The 16987-nt window shown below is 70.5% G+C and carries 14 protein-coding genes; 9 read left to right on the plus strand and 5 right to left on the minus strand.

Annotated elements, in window-relative coordinates; genetic code table 11:
• Nucleotide 1 precedes the first annotated feature (1 nt).
• From FB561_RS10735 to FB561_RS10760, 6 genes are all read left to right on the plus strand, one after another.
• Nucleotides 2-793: an N-acetyltransferase gene (locus FB561_RS10735; RefSeq protein ID WP_145805591.1), complete on the plus strand. Its 792-nt coding sequence runs from the start codon at nt 2-4 to the stop codon at nt 791-793.
• A gap of 181 nt (nt 794-974) precedes the next feature.
• Complete coding sequence (locus FB561_RS10740) at nt 975-3308, plus strand: glycosyltransferase family 2 protein (RefSeq protein WP_170284627.1); 2334 nt, start codon at nt 975-977, stop codon at nt 3306-3308.
• Nucleotides 3308-4138 (plus strand): hypothetical protein, encoded by an 831-nt coding sequence (locus tag FB561_RS10745; RefSeq protein ID WP_145805595.1) that lies wholly within the window; start codon nt 3308-3310, stop codon nt 4136-4138. Before FB561_RS10740 ends, FB561_RS10745 begins: the two co-directional genes overlap by 1 nt.
• Nucleotides 4131-5906, plus strand: coding sequence for a hypothetical protein (locus FB561_RS10750; RefSeq protein ID WP_145805597.1), 1776 nt, complete (start codon nt 4131-4133; stop codon nt 5904-5906). The genes FB561_RS10745 and FB561_RS10750 overlap by 8 nt, the downstream gene beginning before the upstream one ends.
• A gap of 112 nt (nt 5907-6018) precedes the next feature.
• Complete coding sequence (locus FB561_RS10755; protein WP_145805599.1) at nt 6019-6903, plus strand: alpha/beta fold hydrolase; 885 nt, start codon at nt 6019-6021, stop codon at nt 6901-6903.
• The gene (locus FB561_RS10760; RefSeq protein WP_145805601.1) at nt 6903-7490 is read left to right on the plus strand and encodes a TetR/AcrR family transcriptional regulator; all 588 of its coding nucleotides are present in this window, start codon (nt 6903-6905) and stop codon (nt 7488-7490) included. Before FB561_RS10755 ends, FB561_RS10760 begins: the two co-directional genes overlap by 1 nt.
• Nucleotides 7491-7500: 10 nt before the next feature.
• Here FB561_RS10760 and FB561_RS10765 read toward each other — a convergent pair whose 3' ends face one another.
• Complete coding sequence (locus FB561_RS10765; protein ID WP_145805603.1) at nt 7501-9003, minus strand: class I SAM-dependent methyltransferase; 1503 nt, start codon at nt 9001-9003, stop codon at nt 7501-7503.
• A gap of 1 nt (nt 9004) precedes the next feature.
• Complete coding sequence (locus FB561_RS10770; protein WP_145805605.1) at nt 9005-9958, minus strand: glycosyltransferase family 2 protein; 954 nt, start codon at nt 9956-9958, stop codon at nt 9005-9007.
• Between the two features lie 144 nt (nt 9959-10102).
• Between FB561_RS10770 and FB561_RS10775 the strand changes: the two genes are divergently transcribed.
• Together FB561_RS10775 and FB561_RS10780 are read left to right on the plus strand one after the other, a co-directional pair.
• Complete coding sequence (locus FB561_RS10775) at nt 10103-10477, plus strand: GtrA family protein (protein WP_238335156.1); 375 nt, start codon at nt 10103-10105, stop codon at nt 10475-10477.
• Between the two features lie 184 nt (nt 10478-10661).
• Nucleotides 10662-11228 (plus strand): hypothetical protein, encoded by a 567-nt coding sequence (locus FB561_RS10780; RefSeq protein ID WP_145805609.1) that lies wholly within the window; start codon nt 10662-10664, stop codon nt 11226-11228.
• A gap of 62 nt (nt 11229-11290) precedes the next feature.
• Here FB561_RS10780 and pseI read toward each other — a convergent pair whose 3' ends face one another.
• Nucleotides 11291-12346 (minus strand): pseudaminic acid synthase, encoded by a 1056-nt coding sequence (pseI, locus tag FB561_RS10785; RefSeq protein ID WP_145805611.1) that lies wholly within the window; start codon nt 12344-12346, stop codon nt 11291-11293.
• 3 nt (nt 12347-12349) lie between these two features.
• Nucleotides 12350-12871, minus strand: a complete 522-nt coding sequence (locus tag FB561_RS10790) for a GNAT family N-acetyltransferase (RefSeq protein ID WP_145805614.1) — start codon at nt 12869-12871, stop codon at nt 12350-12352.
• Between the two features lie 198 nt (nt 12872-13069).
• Between FB561_RS10790 and FB561_RS10795 the strand changes: the two genes are divergently transcribed.
• Entirely contained in the window at nt 13070-14659 is a 1590-nt protein-coding gene (locus tag FB561_RS10795) for a glycoside hydrolase family 10-like protein (RefSeq protein ID WP_145805616.1), read from the plus strand.
• Here the strand turns inward: FB561_RS10795 and FB561_RS10800 are convergent.
• Complete coding sequence (locus FB561_RS10800) at nt 14656-16902, minus strand: hypothetical protein (protein ID WP_145805619.1); 2247 nt, start codon at nt 16900-16902, stop codon at nt 14656-14658. The genes FB561_RS10795 and FB561_RS10800 overlap by 4 nt on opposite strands.
• Between the last annotated feature and the right edge of the window lie 85 nt (nt 16903-16987).

Raw genomic sequence — 16987 nt, forward strand, 5'->3', positions numbered from 1 at the left:
GATGGGCTGGTACGACGCCCTGGAGGCCGGGGAACTCGCCGCCGCCCCCTCGGAGTACGAGTCCCGCCGGTTCGGCGTCTCGGTCGACCGGATCACCGTGTCCGCCTCGTCCGGTACGCCGCTGCCCGAGGTGCTCGCCGCGGTCGACAGGTCCACCGCGGACGTCGTCGTGCTGCGGTACCCGGCCCGCGAGGTGGCCTGGTTCGCCGCGCTGGCGAGTGGCAAGCGGACCGCGGTCCTCGCGGACAGCCTGGTCTACTGGGCGCTCCCGGTCGGCAAGGGCCGGCGCCCTGCTCCGTTGGCCGGGTTCACCGCCGGGCTGGAGCGCGGCATCGACGACGACCTGGTGGACGACCTGGTCGGCGACATCTTCGGGGACTACGGCAACCACTACTGCGCGAACCCGCTGTTCGACCGGGCCCTCGCGCTGGCCGGGTACCAGGAGTGGGCGCGACGCAGTATCGCGGCCGACGGCGCCGTCGTCCTGCGCGGACCGGACCGCCGGGTCCTCGCCCTGGCCACGGTCGACCAGCAGCAGTCCTGGACCGAGATCGAGCTGGCCGGCGTGGTCCCGGCCGAGCAGGGCCGCGGCCGGTACGCGCATCTGCTCGCCGCCGTCGAGGACGCGGCCACCTCGCGCCGGCTGGTGATCTCGACCCAGGGGCACAACACCGGGGTCCAGCGGGCCTGGTCGCGGTACGGGTTCGAGCCGGTGCACACGCTGCTCACGGTCCATCTCGTAACACCTGGATTACTGCCGGATGAACGTTTCGGAGGCGGCGACCCGCGGTGACCGGACGGTCTCGACGGGCGTCCGGCGTGACCAGGGCCGATGCTAGGATGTCGCTCGAACCAACCCTGGTCGCCGCCCTGACCGTCGTGTCGGGCTCGAGCGCCCAAGCAGCATCGGGTCAGGCGGTGGAGCCGGCCAGGATGTCGACCGACCGCCGTCTGAGCCGAGGAGATTTGCCGTTGTGACGCCGCGGCTGAGTGTCGTTGTGCCCTTCTACAACGTCGGCGACTACATCGGGGACTGCCTCGATTCGATCGCCCGGCAGACGTGGACCGACTTCGAGGCGATCCTGGTCGACGACGGGTCCCCGGACAACAGCGCCGAGATCGCCCGGGAGTTCTGCGAGCGCGATCCCCGGTTCCGGATCGTCGAGCAGGAGAACCAGGGCCTCGGCCCGGCCCGGAACACCGGCACCCGGCACGCGCAGGGCGAGTACCTCACCTTCGTCGACAGCGACGACCTGGTCACCCGGCACGGCTTCGAGAAGCTGATCCGCACCCTGGACCGGACCGGCTCGTCGTTCGCGGCCGGCAACGCTCGCCGGTTCAACAACTCGGCCGGCGTCCGGCCGTCCTGGATCCACCGGCTGCCGTTCGCCCGGGACCGGGTCGCCACCCACGTGATCGAGACTGTCGACCTGATCCTGGACCGGATGGTCTGGAACAAGGTGTACCGGCGGTCGTTCTGGGACGAGTACGGCTACGAGTTCCCCGCGATCCGGTACGAGGACTACCCGGTCACGCTGAAGGCGCACCTGGACGCGGTCACCGTGGACGCGCTGGCGGTGCCGGTGTACTACTGGCGCGAGCGCGAGTCGGGCGAGTCGATCACCCAGCAGAAGTTCCAGCTCGGCAACCTCGAGGACCGGGTCCACTCGGCCGAGCTGGTGATGGACCTGATCGAGCAGCAGGACACCCTCCGCGAGGTCCGCCGCCGGGTGCACTCGCACCTCACCCAGATCGACATGCTGACGCTGATGATGGCGTTCGGCGCGGCCCCGCCGGAGGAGGAGCAGAACCTGCTCAAGCTGGCCCGGCGGCTGATGGACCGGCTGGACGACTCGGTGCTGGCCCGGGCCCACAGCTACGACCGGATCCAGCACTCGGCGCTGGCCGCGGGCGATATCGACCTGCTCCGTCGGCTGGCCCAGTTCCGCAACGACGGCGGCCTGCGCGGCGGCGCCCGGGCGCTGACCCGGCCCGGCCGCCCGTGGCAGTTCGAGCACAACTACCCGGGCGTGCAGGACCCGCGCAGCTCGGTGCCGAAGGACCTGTACCGGCTGCCGATGAAGGACCTGACGCTGGCCACCAGCGTGCAGCAGGTGCGCTGGCTCGAGGACGGCACGCTCTCGGTCAAGGGCACCGCGGAGATCCGGCACCTGGAGACCAAGACCTCGTCCAGCCTGCGGATCGCGCTCGTCATCGGCGGTGTCGAGACCCCGCTCGCGGTGCGCCGGTTCGACGCGACCGACACCCACGGCGACCCGGCCCTGGTCGGGTTCGAGGTGCGGATCGACAAGCCGCTACTGGCCCAGCTGAAGAACACCGCCGCCCCGGCGCACTTCATGATCCGGATGAAGTCCGGCCGGCTGCGCCGGTTCGGCAAGCTCCGCGGCCAGCGCCCGGGCAGCCCGGGCTGGCCGCCGGGCTCCTGGATCGACGCGACCAGCTGGGTCCAGCCCGGCCCCGGCAAGGACGGCGCGTTCGTGCTCCGCAAGATGGTCGACTACTGCCGGCTGTCCTCGGTCGAGCAGACCGCCGACGCGCTGGTGCTGCACGGCCGGGTGCCGGCCGAGATCGAGGAGCCGAAGCTGCGGATCAGCCGGCCGCTGGCCGGTCAGGACCAGCTGCTGCCGGTGACGCTGGCCGGCGACGGCCGCGACTTCTCGGTCCGGATCCCGATCCGGCCGATCGTCGAGGACACCAACCCGGACGACCCGTTCACGCAGCGGACCACCTGGGCGTTCCGGCTGGTCGGCAGCAACCAGGAAGAGAAGCTGCTGCTCTGGACGGCCGACTCGCAGGCCGCGCACCACTTCGACCGGGGCCGGCTGGTCAGCCTGACCCGGTCCACCGGTGGGTACGTGAACCTGCACGAGGCGCCGCTCCGGCTGCCCGCCGAAGCCGCCGAGATCGTTGCCGGCGACAACGGCAAGGAACTGCACGTCAGCGGCCCGCTGCTGGACGGCGACGAGTACGTCTTCCACTGGCGCCGGTACCTGGACGACTCCGACGACCACCTCGACCTGGAGTGCCGGCGGTCCGCCGGTGACGGGCGCTGGACCGCCGCGATGACGCTGGCGGACCTGATCCCCGCGGACGTGGTGACCAACTCGACCGACCCGCTGGCCAGCCTGGCGGACTGGATCCTGTTCGCGGTCGCGCCGGACGGGTCCGCGCACGCCGTGCAGTGCGAGCCGTTCCTGTCCACCCGGCTGCCGATCGAGGCCGGCCTGAACGGCCACACCGTCACGCTCCGGCCGCACTCCGGCACCCTTCACCTCGAGGTCCGCTGATGCATCACCACAACCACTACTACGGCCAGGCGCACATCCTGGCCCGGTACGCCGGTCTCGACGACCAGTACCCGCCCCGGCTGCGCGGCTACCTGCAGCACGGCTGGAACATCGCCGACGGCTGGAACCCGGTGCACGAGTTCTACGACGGCGCCTGGCGGTTCACCTGGAGCGACGCCCCGCGCCGCCGTGGCCACGCGCTCGGCCGCCGGAACTACCACAGCATCGGCGCCCCCTGGCTCTACCTGCTGGACATGGAGCCGGAGCTCGGCGCCGTGCCGGAGGAGGAGCGCGAGGGCACCCTGTGGTTCCTCTTCCACGGCTGGGAGGGCGGCAAGATCCAGGGTGACCACAAGCGGCTGATCGACGAGATCCGCGAGACCGAGCCGGGTCCGGTCACCTTCAGCCTGTACTACACCGAGTACGAGCGGCCGGAGATCCGCAAGTCGTACGAGGACGCCGGGTTCCGGGTGGTCTCGTTCGGCCGCCGCGGATTCTCCTACGAGGGCACCGACCCGAAGTTCCTCTACAAGCAGCTCGCCGAGCTCCGCAAGCACAAGCGGGTGGCCGCGAACCGGCTGTCCACCGCGATCTTCTACGGCATCGCGGCCGGCTGCGAGGGCGCGGTGTACGGCGACCCGATGGCGATGGAGGGCGAGAACCCGCTGTTCGGCGGGCAGAGCCGGATCGCCCGGTTGTGGCCGGAGATGCTCGGCAAGGAGCTCGACCGGGAGGCGGCCCAGGCCACCACCGACCTGGAACTCGGGGTGCCGTGGATGATGCCGCCGGAGGAACTGCGCATGGTGTTCGATTGGAGAGAGCGTGTCTGACAACCAGCTGGCCGTCGAGGTCGTCCGCGGCGAGATGCAGCCGTGGAGCGACTACTCCGGCAAGCGGGGGGCCGTCCGCGGTGCGGCGCTGCGGGCCCTGCTGACCGACGTCCTGCCCGACGGCGCGCGCACGCTGATCCTCGGTCCGCACGGCGCGGACCTGGTCGAGGCCGTGGTCGCCAAGGCCACCGAGACCACGCTGCTGGTCCGCTCGGTGTCCGACGCCGGTGACCTGGGCGAGCAGTTCGGCGCCAAGCTGCAGGTCGTCGCCGGTGCGCTGGACGGCCTGGTGGACGCCGGCCGGCCGCGGTACGACGTGGTGGTCGCGGCCGACGGGCTGGACCGGGTGCTCGGCTACGACAGCGACGACCTGAACTGGCAGCAGCGGCTGGACGCGCTGGCCGCGGTCGCCGCGCCGGAGGCCGTGCTGGTGCTGGGCCTGGAGAACGAGTTCTCCCTGACGAACCTGCTGGACCGCCGTCCCGCCGACCAGCGGCACGGCGACGACGAGTGGCGTCCGCTGCACGACGACCCCACCCGTCCTGTTTCGGTCGCGCAGCTCACCGAGTCGCTGCAGCGGGTCGGCCTGACCGAGAACGTTGCCTTCGCGACCTTCTCGGTGCAGGAGACCGCGGTCGCGCTGGTGGACGCCGACGTGGCCGCCGCGGCTCGCCCGGGCCAGCTGCCCGCACGGCTGGCAGTGGAGGCCCTGGAGGCGTCCGCGGCCGTCGTACCGCTGCTGGCGCCGGTGGCCGACGGTGCCGAGGCGGCCGCCCGCGCGGGGCTGCTCGCGTCCACCGCGGGCGGCTGGATCGCCGTCACCGGTGCCGCCGCGAAGCACGCGGTGTACGCGCAGACCCCGGGACAGGACGCCGTACTGACCGCCGACGCCGCGGGCGCCGGCTGGTCCGTGACCGTCGCTGGTGGTGGTGCAGAGACCACCGGCGACTTGACCTTCGACGCGGCCGCGGTGCCGGAGACCGTGCCCGGCGACGTGACCGCCGAGACGCTGCTGTTCCGGCTGGCCGCGGCCGAGGACGTCCCGGGCTTCCGGGACCTGGCCGGCCGGCTCGGTGACTGGGCCCGGTCGCAGACCAGCTCGCGGGTGCTGCCGCGCTGGGACGACGTGGTGGTGGACGGCGACAGCTTCGCGTTCGGCGTCTCGGCCTGGGTGACCACGGCCGAGGAGTCCGAGCAGGACCGGCTGGCCGCCGCCTGGGCCCGGTTCCACGACCGGCTGATCGGCGCACACCGCCGGCACCCGTGGCCCCCGTGGATGGTCGGCGACGACCTGGTCGCCGCGTGGCTGGCGATGTCCGGCATCGAGGCGGCCACCCCGGCCGCGGCGACCGCGCCCGACACCGCGTCCGCGTCGGTCGAGCACGTTGCCCGGGGCAAGGAGCTGGCGGCCGCGCTGGCCGTCGCCACCGGGGTCCCGGCCGACGCCTCGCAGACCCCGGACGTCCGGACCGCGCTCGCCGACGCCGAGCGGGCCGCGCTCGAGGTCGTCGAGCTGAAGGGCCAGGTCTTCGGTCTCGAGCGCACCCTGGGCTTCCGGGACAAGGCACTGAAGACCCGGGAGACCCGGATCCGCGAGATGCGGACCCAGGTGCAGAAGGCGAACGCCGAGCGCACCAAGCTGAAGAACTCGCGGGCCTACGGTGCTGTGAAGCTGATCCGCCGGGCGGCGCAGATCCGCAACCCGCGCAAGTTCGCTGGCAAGGTGAAGCGCCGGGTCAAGCGCCAGCTGAAGGACAAGCTGGGCTGAGCAGGACCACGACAGCAGCCGGTCTTCCCGTCCTGGGGAGGCCGGCTGTTACGTTGGCGCGGAAGGTAGTGACCGAATCTGCTAGATTGGTCACAACGCCCGAGGAGGAGTTTTGACCCAAGCTCAGCGCAGGACCGTCGAGGTGAGTGGCGCCAAGATCTCGCTGCTGGAGTGGGTGCCCGAGGAGCCGGCGGGCCCGACCGTGCTGCTGTTGCACGGTGGTGGTGCCGACAGCGCAGAGCTCTCCTGGGGCGGAGTCGGTGCCGCGCTGTCCGACGAGGGCTTCCGCGTCGTGGCTCCTGACCATCCCGGCTTCGGCCAGAGTCCGCGAGCGAGCCGCCCGCTGACGCAGGAGTACCTGGTGCGCTACGTCGGTGGCCTGGTGGACGAGCTGGACCTCGACGACTACGTGATCGGCGGTCTCTCGCTCGGCGGCGGTCTGACGCTGGGGCATCTGCTCGACCGGCCCGCACGCGCGCGCGGCGCGGTACTCCTCGGCTCCTACGGCATCATGCCGCGCCTCCGTGACGGCGTGCTCGGTGGTGCGCAGCACTTCGCCACGTACCTCCTGCTGCGTTCCGGCCTGCTCGCCGCCATGACCCGGTCCTACGCGCGGAGCCCGGCGGCGATGGAACGCGGACTGCGCGCGATCGTCCGCAACCAGGCGGGGCGGACGCCCGAGCTCGTCCGGGCCGTGATCGCCGAGGCGGCGTCCGGTGACGGGATGAGCGTGTTCACCGAATGGCAGCACGACCAGGTGCTGTGGAACAGGCTGCGCACGGACTACACGAGCAGCCTGCCCGAGATCCAGACCCCGACCCTGCTCGTCCACGGCGACCACGACACCGGCGTACCGCTGGCTCGGGCGCGGGCCGCGGCCGGGCTGCTTCCGCAGGCGGAGCTGGTACCGGTCGCCGGTGCGGGCCACTGGGTGCAGCGCGACCGCCCCGACGTCGTCGTCCCGGCCCTGGTCGACTTCCTCCGCGGGCTCGGCTGATGCCCCGGCCGCTCGTCCCGAATCGGCGCGAACGCATCCTGGACGCCGCCGAGGCGCTCGTCCTGGAGCGCGGGTTCGACGCGATGAGTGTCGCGTCGGTCGCGACGCACGCGGGGATCGGCAAGGGTGCGGTCTACCTCGAGTTCGGCAGCAAGCGCGACATCCTCGACGCCCTGCTCCGCCGTGGAACCGAGCGGATGCAGGCTCGGGTGGCCGCCGAGGTCGGGGACCGTCCGCCGCTCAGCGAGGCCTACCGGGCCGGCTTGCGGACCCTGCTGGACGATCGTTTGATGACGGCCGCGTTCCTCGACGACCAGGGTGTCATCGGCGGCCACGTCGACACCGTCACCGACGGCCGGTACCGCGCTCGCCACGTGGGCGTCGTCGAGTGGTTGCGTGACCTGCGGGATCGCGGGGAGCTTGTCGAGGACGTCGATCCCGAGCACCTCGCGCTCGCGCTCTCCAGCGTGACCATCGGCCTGCTGTCGGCGGCGAAGCTGCTCGGGCCGGTGACGCCGGCTCAGCTCGAAGGCGCCGTCGAAACCCTGACCCGGATGGTCGAGTCCCTCGAACGAACCCCGACCTGACCAGCCGAGGTTATGGGCGCCGGGCGACCAGGAGTTGGTGGGTGTCCGGCCAGTCCAGGGACTCGCCGGCCTCGGTCCTGATCGCGGCGACCGGGGCGATCCGGTGCTCGATCACCCAGTCGTTGCGCCACGCCTTCGACGCCGGGTCGACGGTGAATCCGGCGGTCTCGGCGATCTCCCGCCAGCCGGCGAAGGTGAGCCCGCAGAACTGCTCGTGGGTCTCGCTCAGCCAGTTGTCCACGTAGTCCTTGCGGGTCAGGAAGTCCATCGCGTCCGCGAGCCGCAGGACCAGCCGGCCGTCGCGCTCGGTGTAGGCGAACGGCACCTTCGCGTTCCGCCGGAAGTCCTGGGCGAACTGGAAGAACCGCGCCCGTGTCGACAACCCACCGACGTACGCCGCGGGATCGACGAGCGTCTCCAGCTCGGCCGGTCCGGAGTTCGCGCCGTCGGAGTCGTCCAGCTCCAGGACGACAGCGCGGTCGGGCTCGGCGGGACCGCAGACGTCGGAGTTCACCCAGACGCCACCGGGTGCGGTGTGGGCGAACAACGCGTCCACGAACCGCTGGACCGTGGCCGGGCGCGACCCGTCGGCGTACGACCAGATCTCGTGGGTCAGGGCCAGCGTGAGCGTGGTGTCGATGGACCGGGCCGGGAAGACCGTGGAGCCGAGCATGTTGCGCTGGTAGAAGTACACGTTCGGGTTGCCGAAGCGGCCCTGTTCCTTCTTGTGCACGCATTCGGCGTACAGGTGGCGGGCCACCTCGACCCCGATCAGGTCGGACTCGTGGAACCGGGGGTCCGCGTCGACGAGCTGCAACGTCGCGCCGGTCGCGCAGCCGATGTCGAGGATCCGGCCGGGGCGGACGAAGTCCTTGATCTGCAGCCATTTCCGGTCCGCGGCCGTCTCGAACGCGTCCGCGTAGGTCTTGTAGTCGCGGGTCGTGGTAAGCCCGCCGTCGTCGCCGACCACCGGATCGTTCACGCACCGCCGGACGTGCGCGTCCAGGTGGTACCGGTCGAACACGTCCACGGTCGCCGGATGCGCCAGCTCCCGCCACTCGTCGTTGCCTGCGGCAATCATGAGCAGGACGTCCCACGGCCGCGGCTGCTCCGGTGGTTCGACGCCGAGCACGGTGTAGCCGAGTCGCTCGTACAGTTTGGCGACCTCGGGCGTCGAGCAGGCGACCACGGTGTTGGCGGGATCGAGCTGGACCTGGTCGTCGGTGCCGGCCTCGATCGCCTTCACGGTCACGTCGGCGAAGTCGTCGGTCGGCGGGGTGTCGGTCACCCCGATCACCAGGGACCGCAGCCCGGTCTCCACGCTGAGCCGCTCGATCGCGGCCTCCCGCCGGTCGAACGGGACCGGGTTGCGCTTGGTGGTGTGGTGGTTCGCCGAAGTGACCGCCCAGATCACCGTGGCGCCGTCCAGGCTCCGCGCCGTCCGGGTCAGGTACTCCGCCTGGAACCGGGTCAGGACGTGGTGCCGCCCCGGGAAGAGCAAGTACTCGGTCACGTCAGTCGTTCTCGGTGGTGATGTCCGGGTGCGCGTCCACGTCGGTCCGCTCGCGGATCACGTACGTCGGCCGCCCCATCGAGCCGGAGTGCAACCGGCCGACGTACTCGCCGAGGACGCCGAGCGCGAGCATCTGGGCGCCGGAGAAGAGCGCGACCATCGAGGCGATCGTGGTGAACCCGGCGACCGTGGTGGCCCCGGTCGCGTACTTGTAGATGATCACGCCGAACAGGCCGATCCCGAACACCGCGCAGATGAAGCCGAGGTACCCGACCAGTCGCAGCGGCTCCGTCGAGTACCCGGTGATCAGGGTGAGGGCGTGCTTCATCAGCATCCAGGTCGAGTAGTTCGACTTGCCCTCGGCTCGGTCCTCCATCCGTACCGTGGCCTGCGCGATCCGGGTGGTGGACCAGGACAGCGCCACGTCCACCGACGCGTGCGGCCCGTCCAGCCCGTCGAACCCGTCCCGCAGGAAGGTCCGGAAGGCGCGGAAGGCGCTGATCGAGCGGGCGTTCTGCACCGACAGGGTGGACGCCATCGCCGCCTTGACCAGCCGGGACGAGAAGCTCCGGAAAACCCCGTGCTCCTCCTCCTTCGGGACGCCGTAGACGAGGTCGATGTCGTCGGTGAGCGCGTTCAGCAGGAGCGGCACCTGGTCGGCCGGGTGCTGCAGGTCGTCGTCCATCGTGACGACCACCTCGTACCGGGCGCTCCGGACGCCGGCGATCAGCGCGTTGTGCTGGCCGTAGTTCCGGGCCAGCCGCAGGGCCCTGGTCTCCGGGTACTTGTTCGCGAGTTCGCTGGCGACCTGCCAGGTGTCGTCCGGGCTGCCGTCCACCACCAGCACGATCTCGAAGCCGGTGGTGACCTCCGGCAGGACGTGCGAGAGGTCCTCGACGAGTCGAGGCAGGGTCTTGGCCGACCGATAACATGGCACGACGACGGAGACGAGCACTGCTTGCCCTTCTGGTGATGACACTGCAGGGGTGGCGGTCACGGCGGTTCCGCCGCTGCGATTATCCCACCCACAGGAGGCACTGCCATTTCTGTCGCCCAGCTCGGCGCCCGCGCGCTCGGAGACCACCGGATCCGGTACCTGATCGTCGGCGCGGGGACCAACGTCGTCTACTTCGGCCTCTTCTGGCTCGGCTGGCACTTCTTCGAGGGCACCCTGCCGTACCTGCTGGTCACCGCCCTGGCGAACTTCACCACCGCCCTGCTGATGTACCCGGCCTACCGCGGCTTCGTCTTCCGCTCGTCCACCGGCTGGCTCCGCGGCTTCGCGAAGTTCTACACGGTGTACCTCTTCGGCCTGGGCTGCTCCCTGGTCGGCATGCCGCTCCTGATCGAGCTCCTCCACACCCCGGTCCTGGTAGCCCAGGCCGTTGTCATCGTCCTGGTCCCGGTAGCGAGCTACCTCCTGCACCGCTTCTGGACCTTCCGCGACCCCTCCCATACAACCGTTGATGCATAAACCAGCCCTGAGGTTGTCAGTCCTGCTGGTCCTGGCGCTGACCTCGTGCTCCACCACCCAACCGGCCGCTCAACCGGCGACTCCGACCGCTGCCACGTCAACCAGCGCGTCGATCACCCCAACCCCCGCCCCGACAACCACAGACGGCTCACCCAGGAACTTCCGGTACACCGCGGCTCAGCTGATGAGGGTCCTGCCGACTACCTATCAGGGGCAGCGGACCGACCGGTTCAGGTACTACGTCGACCTGCGCTCCGGTCGTCCACGTGACGATCCATGGCCGGGACAGCCGGTTCAGCCGGAGGCCTGCCGGAACGCGATCCGGACGAGCGGGTTGACGACGCGGGGCATCGACGGGTTCCGTTCCGACACCCCGGCGGTGACGGCGAACCTGATGAACCGGGACGGCGAGATCATCCTCAACGTGCGGGTGTACGAGATGACCGGCGCCGAGCTGGTCCGGTACCAGTTGCAGCTGCCTCGCCCGTTCCCCGAGTGCCGGGAGTTCACCGTCGGCTCGGCGGGCCGGGGATCGATTCTCGAGCGTCCGCTGAAGGAGTTCGGCCCGAACACGCGTTATGTCATCCGGACCTTCCCGCAGTCGGGTCGGCCCATGGTCGAACGCGTTCTCCAGCTGCAGACTCCACACTTCGGGCTCGATGTCCGCCTGTACAGCGCCGACGTCACCGAGCGGGAGTTCCTCGCCTTCGCTAGGCAGACGCGCGCGCAGGTGCTCCGCAAGCTCGGCTGATCATCCGAAAGAGCCCCGGTCACGCTGCGTACGCGCCGGGGCCCTTTCGTGGCTTCAGCTGGTTACAGGACGTCCCAGGTGAGCGGGGTGCCGGCGGGGGCGTCGACGCGGAACTCGCGGCCCTCGACCGAGGTGAAGGCGTCCGGGGGGAGGCCGCCAGCCGGGCGGACCGAGCGGACGTTGTCGGCGGCGACCTTCTCGCCGGCTTTGACGTCGCGGGTGACGTAGAGGGAGCGGCGGAAGCGGAGGACGTTCTGCTCGGCCTGCTTGGGGCCGACGACCGGCTCGCCGAGGGCCTGCTGGGCGATCTTGGTGCCCTCGACCAGCGCCTTGACCTCGTGCGGCTCGAGCGAGAACGCCGAGTCGACGCCGCCGTCGGCGCGGGACAGCGTGACGTGCTTCTCGATCACGGTCGCGCCGAGCGCCACGGCCGCGATCGCCGCCCCGATGCCCATCGTGTGGTCGGACAGCCCGATCTGGACACCGAGCGCGTCCCGCAGGACCGGGATCGAGCGCAGGTTGGACTGCTCCGGCGGGGCCGGGTAGCTCGCGGTGCAGGAGAGCACGATGATCTGCTCGTTGCCGGTGGACCGGGCCGCGCGGACCGCCGCGTCGATGTCCATCAGCGTCGCCGAACCGGTCGAGATGATGATCGGCTTCCCGGTCTCGGCCATCCCGCGGACCAGCGGCAGGTCACCGATCTCGTTCGAGGCGACCTTGTACGCCGGGACGTTCAGCTTCTCCAGGAACTCGATCGCGGTCGGGTCGAACGGCGACGAGAACGCCAGCATGCCGAGCGAGTTCGCCAGCTCGAACAGCGGCTCGTGCCACTCCCACGGTGTGTGCGCCTCCTGGTACAGGTCGTACAGCCGGGCGCCGCCCCACAGCTCGTGCTCCGACGGCAGCCGGAAGGCCGGCAGGTCGACGTCGAGGGTGATCGTGTCCGCGGTGTACGTCTGCAGCTTCAGCGCCTGGACGCCGGTCTCGGCCATCGCCCGGACGATGTCCTTGGCCCGCTCGATGTCGCCGTTGTGGTTGCCCGACATCTCGGCGATGACGAACGGCTGGTGGTCCGGCCCGACCGGGACGTCGCCGAAGTTGATGGTGGTGGCACTCATAGCTCAGTTTCCCTTCGGCTGACGCCGGTTGCTCTTGTTCAGGTGGATCGGCAGCACGGTGATCTCACGCCCGTCCGCCGTCCGGGTCTGCGGCTCGCCCTCGGTGAACCGGAACCGCCGGTTCATCTGCCGGACCACGGTGTTGTGCTCGAGCACCTCGCCGTACAGGTCGTCCAGGCCGAGCTCGTCGAAGGCGTACGAGGTCGCCTCCTTCATCACCGCGATCCAGGCCGGCAGCGTCTCGCCGCGCTCGGCCAGCCCCTCGGCGTCCAGGTAGAAGCCCCACTCACCGGTTTTCGGCTCGCCGTCCAGGGCGAGGTCGAAGAAGGTGACCACGCCGGCGACGACGCCGTCGCGCTCGTAGATCAGGATCCGCTTCGACGGGTCCACGCTCGCCTTCGCCCACCAGCCGGCGTGCTCGTCGGGGGTGATCTCGTGCGAGTTGACGCTGACGTCGCGGTTCGGCTGCTGGTTGCGCAGGCTCCGGATGAGGTCGACGTCGCCGTCTGTGGCCGTGCGCAGCACCTGTCCCGCCCTCTCGTGATGATCTACCGGTTGGATCGGCCACCACGGTACCGGCTGGGCCCGGCCGGCAGCGATCCGGTGGCCAGACCGGAACCGCATGGCCCGATCCGGGATCCGAATCGCCCACAGCACTTTCTGTCCGGCCGTGGGTATGTGACTATTTTTCGAACCTCGCCCCTAGACCAGTCGGAGAGTGACATGAACGTCTGGCGGATCGCCGGTGTGCTCGGAGCCGCGGCCGGCCTGTTGCTGGCCACCCTTCCCGGGACGGCGGCTGCCGGGCCGCGCGAACCGGGCGCTCAACCTGCTGCCCAACCGGCGGCCTGTCAGCCGGACGCGAAGACGCCGCTGCGGCAGTTCCGGGCGTCCTGGGTGTCGTCGGTGGTGAACATCGACTGGCCGTCCCGGACCGGGCTGTCCGCGGCGCAGCAGCAGGCCGAGCTGATCGGCTGGCTCGACGACGCGGTCCGGCAGCGGCACAACGCGGTGGTCCTGCAGGTCCGGCCGACTGCGGACGCGTTCTGGCCGTCCACCGTCGAGCCGTGGTCGCGGTACCTGACCGGCGTGCAGGGTGGTGACCCGGGCTACGACCCGCTCGCGTTCGCGGTCGCCGAGGCGCACAAGCGGAACCTCGAGTTGCACGCCTGGTTCAACCCGTACCGGCTGTCGATGGGCACCGACATCAACGCGCTCGTCCCGGAGCACCCGGCCCGCCAGCACCCGGACTGGGTCGTCACGTACGGCGGCAAGCTGTACTACAACCCGGGGATCCCGGCCGCCCGCAAGCTGGTCGAGGACGCGATCATGGACGCGGTCTCCCGATACGACATCGACGGCGTCCACTTCGACGACTACTTCTACCCGTACCCGGTGGCAGGCCAGGTGTTCGACGACGCGGCCGAGTACGCGGAGTACGGGGCCGGCTTCCCGACCGTGGCGGACTGGCGGCGGAACAACATCGACCTGCTGATCCAGGAACTGCAGCAGCGGATCAAGGGCGCGAAGCCGTGGGTGAAGTTCGGCATCTCCCCGTTCGCGGTCTGGCGGAACAAGGCCACCGACCCGCTCGGCTCGGACACCACCGCGGGCGTGCAGACGTACGACGACCTCGCCGCGGACACCCGGAAGTGGGTGCGCGAGGAGTGGATCGACTACATCGTGCCGCAGGTGTACTGGGCGGGCGGATTCGCCGCGGCCGACTACAACAAGCTGGTGCCGTGGTGGGCCGAGCAGGTCCGCGGGACCGACGTGCACCTCTACATCGGCCAGGCGACGTACAAGGTCGGCACCTCGACGCAGTCGCCGGACTGGTCCGACCCGGCCGAGCTGAGTGACCACCTGGCCTTCAACAGCACGATTCCCGAGGTGAAGGGCGACATCTACTTCTCCGCCAAGGACGTCCGCGCCGACCGTCTCGGCGCGACCACGTTGCTCAACAACACCTGGTACACGCGGCCCGCTCTGGTCCCGGCGATGCCGTCGCTCGACGCGCGTCCGCCGTTGCCCGTGCACGCACTCCGCGCGACCAAGGCGAGTACCGGGGTCGAGCTGCGGTGGCGGGCCACCTCCGCCGACACCACGTCGTACGCGATCTACCGGCGTGACCTCACCGGTGGCGACTGGTGCCCGGACAACGACGCGCGCAACCTGCTCACGACGGTGCGAACCACGGGCGGTCTGCAGAAGTACGTCGACACCACGGCCGAGAAGGGCCACCGTTACGTGTACTTCGTGAGCGCGCTCGACCGGACGTGGAACGAGAGCGTCCGCCTCCCCGCGGTGAGCTAAGGCGTCTCGGCCGACGGCTGCTGGGTCCGGGGCGGGTACAGCTGGTACACGCGAACCGTCCCGGACCGGAACCGTAGTTCGGCCAGCCGCCCGAGCTGGTCCGGTACCGCGTCGACCCGTTCGTCGGCGAGCAGCCAGTGCACCCCGTACTGCGTGCGCAGGGTGTCCAGGCCTTTCCGGGTCGGCGCGGTGAACGCCTCGTCGTTGAGGCGGAGCTTCTCCTGGTCCCAGAAGGGTCCGTAGAGGGCCTCGGTCGAGGTGTGCACGTCGTTCGCCTTGGCGGTGTACGCCCAGCCCTGGACGAGGACGCGGCGCTCGGCGTACCCGGGGATCCAGAACGAGCCGCTGTGGCACCGCGGCCCGGTCGGCTTGTGGCAGTGGATGTTCGTCGCGATCAGGTCGTTCGGACCGGACTGCCGCCGGATGAACCGGGCCGCCTCGATCCCGCCCGGCGCGATCGAGTCGTACGTCGTCTGCGGCGGGAGCGCGAGCCTCCGCAGGCTGGTCACCGTGGGAGCGACGGTGAGGCCGAGCAACGCGGCCACGGCGAGCACGGCCCAGGTCCGCCGGGAACCGCGGATCATGATGCCGAGCACGACGACGCCACCGGCCACGACGATCAACGCGACGGCCAGTGGTTCGGCGAACAGCCTTTCCAGGCAGGCGGTGTCGCGGCAGTCGCGGATCAGGCCGTCGGTCCGGGCCCGGCCGAGGTAGATCGCCCCGACGCCGAGCGCGACAGCGGGTACCACCGCGAAGTACTGCCGTCGCTCCAGCGAGGACAGACCCCAGGCGGCGAGCAGAATCCCGTAGACGAAGGCGGTCCGGGCGAAGAAGACCTGGGCCTGGCTGAAGTGGTAAAGCACGCTCGCGGCACCGATCGCGCCGACCAGTCCGGCCAGCAGCATCACCACCATCGGATCACGCGGCAGCCGCCTTCGGATCAGCAGCGCACCCAGTCCCGGCATCAGCCAGCCGATCAGGACCGCGCCGGCCACGATCCCGAGCACCACCGGACCTGACCGGACCGACGGGTCGATCCCGACCAGCATCCCGGCCAGCATGCTGCGGAACGTCTCGCCCGGCTCGAGCTCGATCCCGTGCCGGGCGCCGCGCAGGACGAAGAGGAAGTTGACCGTGTACGTCGCGCCGACGAGGAGACCGAGGACCAGGGCCCGCAGGTTCAGCCTTCTGGCCTTGACGGTCAGGTAGACCCAGGCCGCCGCGATCCCGGCCGCGTACACCGGCAGCGCGGTCGCCTTGCTGATCGAGAGCACCGTGATCAGGATCGCCGCGACTCCGAACAGCCCGGCGAGCCGGCGTTTGGACTGCGGTGGCTCCCGGCGGAGCAGCAGGGCGGTCACCGCGATCAACGGCAGCATGATCACCGTCGAGAACGCCTGGGTCGGGCTGATCATCTGGCCCATCGACAGCGGGTTGTCGTGGTACAGCGTGTGCGTCACGGCCCACGACCACGGCGCGAGGTCACCGGCGAGGACGGTCAGCCCGGCCGCGATCGGTGCGGCGACCGCGCGACCGGTGAGCACCATGCCGACCGCGGCGGCGCCCAACGTGGTGAGCAGCAGGAACGCGAACGGGACAACGCGCTGGGTGAGTACGTCCAGCTCGATCCCGGTGATCCAGTGCGCCGAGGCGATGTGGTTGTACGCCATCCAGTGGTACGTGAGCGGCTCACCCGCGACGTACGGGACCTGCGGCGGAAAGTGGTGCGTCAGCTCCGCGGCGAGGGAGAGCTGGAAGGGCGAGTCCGAGTTCGGCCGGAGCGCGGCCGGGCCGTCGAGCGGGATGAGCCGGGACCCGACCCGGACGAACCACGCGGCCACGACTCCGACCGACAGCATCACCCCGGCGACCGCCCACCACGGAGTCGGCTGGTCCCGTCGACGGACCCGGGGAAGGGCGAGGAACAGACCGAGCGCCAACGCGGGGAGGACCAGCGCGATCTGCGGGATGTCGAGCCAGCGGCCGAGGGGATAGAGGACCACCTCGCAGGCCAGCCCGAACAACGTCCCCAGCACGGCGTCGACCGCGAACCACCCGGTGCCGCCGGTGAGGCGACGCCAGAGCATCGTCCCGGGAATCGCGATCACGACGAGCAGATAGCCGAAGTACGCCGCTGGGATCCACGCCGGGTGCGCCTGCAGGCCGGCGTACCAACCGAGCGGCAGCACCGGCAGACTCGCCAGGGCGGCCACCGTGGTCGCGCTTCTTGATCGGCTCACTCGTCGTCCCTCCCGGTCCCTTTTCCACGGAAGAGGGCTGTGAGCAGCGAAAGGTTGCAGACCCCCATGGCAATTGCAGGCCTTA

The organism is Kribbella amoyensis (genome assembly GCF_007828865.1).
Taxonomy (GTDB): domain Bacteria; phylum Actinomycetota; class Actinomycetes; order Propionibacteriales; family Kribbellaceae; genus Kribbella; species Kribbella amoyensis.

Coding starts and splice junctions, on each gene's coding strand:
- FB561_RS10735 (WP_145805591.1), top strand. CDS start 2: ATGGGCTGGTACGACGCCCTGGAGGCCGGGGAACTCGCCGCCGCCCCC.
- FB561_RS10745 (WP_145805595.1), top strand. CDS start 3,308: ATGCATCACCACAACCACTACTACGGCCAGGCGCACATCCTGGCCCGG.
- FB561_RS10760 (WP_145805601.1), top strand. CDS start 6,903: ATGCCCCGGCCGCTCGTCCCGAATCGGCGCGAACGCATCCTGGACGCC.
- FB561_RS10780 (WP_145805609.1), top strand. CDS start 10,662: ATGAGGGTCCTGCCGACTACCTATCAGGGGCAGCGGACCGACCGGTTC.
- pseI (WP_145805611.1), bottom strand. CDS start 12,346: ATGAGTGCCACCACCATCAACTTCGGCGACGTCCCGGTCGGGCCGGAC.
- FB561_RS10795 (WP_145805616.1), top strand. CDS start 13,070: ATGAACGTCTGGCGGATCGCCGGTGTGCTCGGAGCCGCGGCCGGCCTG.